Raw genomic sequence first — 2,734 nt, forward strand, 5'->3', positions numbered from 1 at the left:
CGCTCCCGTTCTGGAGCATGACCGCGAAGCTGCCGGATGCGCACCTTTTGAGCGTAAACATCTCGGGCGACTCGGCTCCGTTGCAGCTTGGAAGCAAGGCAGAGGCGATCCAGGCCGATTTGAGCACGCTGCTCTCGGCGGCGCGGGCAGGTGGCGAGTAACGCGGAGCGGTAGACGCGCAATGAGGTTTTAGCCGCAGCCTCCGAACGAGAGGGCTCGGAGGCTGGTATTCCTGAATCGCAGGTCACGATGGGTTATCGGAATCGCGAAGAGCGGATACCGCCAGTAAGCCCCCTTCGGAATAGGCGTTGAGCAGCTCCTGGGCATGGGCGAACTCGGGGCCTCGTCGATAAGCGCATCGAGCAGCGCGTACTTATCCTCGTAATGCAGATAGAACGTTCCCCGGTTGATCTCGGCGCGGCGGCAGATGTCCGCCACCGTCATCTTCGCGAAGCCGACCTCGGCCGGCAGCGCGAAGAACGCCTCCTGTATGACCGAGAGGGTGTAGCGCCGCCGGCGGTCGATCTTGGTTTCTCCCATCGCCTCTCCAATCTGAGTCGTTTGACAATGTCCAGTAGCTGTTCGTTTATCGACAGGTGCACGCGTTTGTTCATTGCCCCTGCGAAAATCAACAAGGATACTGTTTATAGACACCTGTTTATTATAGCTGAAAGGGAGCACGGATGACCCTGTGCGAGAAGCTCGGCATCGGGCTTGTCAGCCGATCGTTTTCCCATCGGGCCGTCTATCGAAACGGCGGCACGTCATACGATTTGAGCGATTGCGAGCCTGCTGCTTGCAAGCAAGATATCGAGGCTTTTGCCCGCAAGGCGGGGGAGGCTGATTGCGTGTTTACGGGAGAGGCAGGTAGGCAGGCGTTATGAGCATCTGCATCAAAAATCAGATTCAGAATATGAATATCGTCATCGGCTGCACGGTGGGGTGTCCATATTGCTATGCCCGTAACAATGTGAAACGTTGGCATATGATTGACGACTTCGCTGATCCTGCGTTCTTCCCGAGCAAGCTCAAGATGATGGAAAAGAAACGGCCGCAGAACTTTCTCCTTACCGGCATGAGCGATCTCTCCGGGTGGAAGCTGGAATGGCGAGACGAGGTATTTGCAAAGATCCATGAGAATCCACAGCATCAGTTCCTGTTCCTGACCAAGAGACCCGATTTGCTGGATTTAGATACCGACCTGGAAAACGCATGGTTCGGCGTTACGGTGACGAGGAAAGCGGAGCTGTGGCGTATCGACGCCCTTCGGAAAAACGTCAAAGCAAATCACTTCTTCGTTACTTTTGAGCCGCTATTCGACGATCCCGGTACGGTCGACCTTTCCGGAATCAACTGGATCGTCGTCGGTACCATGACCGGGGCGCAGAGCAGGAAGGTTCATACGGAACCGGAGTGGGCATGGTCTTTGACGGACCAGGCGCACGCGCTTGGCATTCCAATGTTTATGAAGGAAGACCTCGTCTCTGTCATAGGGGACGAAAACATGATTCAGGAATTGCCGGAAGAATTCGAAAGAGTGCTGGAGGTGCAGAGAACATGGCGGAAGTGATCGATGGAATCCTCATCAATGAGGTGGAAGCAAAGAACATCATGACCAAGTCCAGCCTGCCGGTAGGCGGCTACTCGGTCAATCCCTATGTAGGCTGCACGCATGCCTGCAAGTATTGCTATGCCTCCTTTATGAAGCGCTTTACCGGACACAAGGAGGAATGGGGCACCTTTCTTGATGTGAAGCATTGGCCGGAAATCAAGAATCCGAAGAAATACGCTGGACAGCGGGTGGTTATCGGTTCTGTGACGGATGGCTACAATCCACAGGAGGAGCGATTCGGGAATACCAGGAAACTCCTGGAGCAGCTGATTGGCAGCGATGCAGATATTCTGATCTGCACAAAGTCCGATCTTGTGGTACGGGATATCGATCTGCTGAAGAGGCTTGGACGAGTGACCGTTTCATGGTCGATCAACACGCTGGATGAGAACTTCAAGAACGATATGGACTCCGCGTCGAGCATCGAGCGTCGTATCGCCGCTATGAAGCAGGTGTATGACGAAGGTATCCGTACGGTCTGCTTCGTGTCCCCGGTATTTCCCGGCATCACGGATTTTGAGATGATTTTTGAGCGAGTAAAGGATCGGTGCGATTTGTTTTGGCTCGAAAATCTCAATCTTCGGGGTGGTTTCAAAAAAGCGATCCTGGATTATATCGCCGAGAAACATCCCGATCTCGTACCGCTTTACGATGAGATCTATAACAAGCGCAACCGTAGCTATTTTGAAGCGCTTGAAGTAAAAGCCGAGGAAATGGCCAAGAAGTACGATTGCCCCTTTGTGGACAACGAAATGCCTTATGGCAGAGTCCCCCAGGGGCATCCGGTGATCGTGGACTACTTCTATCACGAGGAAGTCCGAGGGTCGGATAATAGCGGAAAAAGAAATCGTTAAACGGAAACCGACGACGATTCGCTCGAGCGATTAGCGTCCACGCGTGGCTTCTGCCGATTGGCGCAACGGGCGACGGATTAAGGGATCGCTCGGGCGGATGATCCCGCTGCAGTACAGGCGGTCGCTCAATTTAGCGGCATGAGCGTTTTCGCACGGAAAACCAGTATCCCCTGTGCCGAGTTTAATCGTAGCGAACACAATGGGCACTGAGCATCAATCGAAAGTAGTCAAGAGCCTTTTCGACGGCTTCTACCACCTCTACCCCAGC

Annotated in this window: 4 protein-coding genes; 3 read left to right on the forward strand and 1 reads right to left on the reverse strand. The window is 53.9% G+C overall.

All coding sequences use genetic code 11. The features are described 5' to 3' along the window. Window positions 1-189: 189 nt before the first annotated feature. Window positions 190-540 carry a TetR/AcrR family transcriptional regulator gene (locus DXD39_RS10000; protein ID WP_117803977.1) on the reverse strand — a complete coding sequence of 117 codons (351 nt, stop codon included), beginning with the start codon at window positions 538-540 and terminating at the stop codon, window positions 190-192. A 143-nt stretch (window positions 541-683) separates the two neighbouring features. Here DXD39_RS10000 and DXD39_RS10005 point away from each other — a divergent pair, with 143 nt between their 5' ends. Genes DXD39_RS10005 through DXD39_RS10015 form a run of 3 tightly spaced genes read left to right on the forward strand, consistent with a single transcriptional unit; the run spans window position 684 to window position 2,466 of the window. After that, window positions 684-884 carry a hypothetical protein gene (locus DXD39_RS10005; protein ID WP_117803978.1) on the forward strand — a complete coding sequence of 67 codons (201 nt, stop codon included), beginning with the start codon at window positions 684-686 and terminating at the stop codon, window positions 882-884. After that, window positions 881-1,570 (forward strand): radical SAM mobile pair protein A, encoded by a 690-nt coding sequence (locus DXD39_RS10010; protein WP_055252677.1) that lies wholly within the window; start codon window positions 881-883, stop codon window positions 1,568-1,570. Before DXD39_RS10005 ends, DXD39_RS10010 begins: the two co-directional genes overlap by 4 nt. Further along, on the forward strand, window positions 1,558-2,466 hold the full coding sequence (locus tag DXD39_RS10015) for a radical SAM mobile pair protein B (protein ID WP_117775996.1): 909 nt from the start codon (window positions 1,558-1,560) through the stop codon (window positions 2,464-2,466). Before DXD39_RS10010 ends, DXD39_RS10015 begins: the two co-directional genes overlap by 13 nt. The last annotated feature ends 268 nt before the right edge of the window (window positions 2,467-2,734 follow it).

Source organism: Collinsella sp. TM04-29 (genome assembly GCF_003466565.1).
Lineage (GTDB): Bacteria > Actinomycetota > Coriobacteriia > Coriobacteriales > Coriobacteriaceae > Collinsella.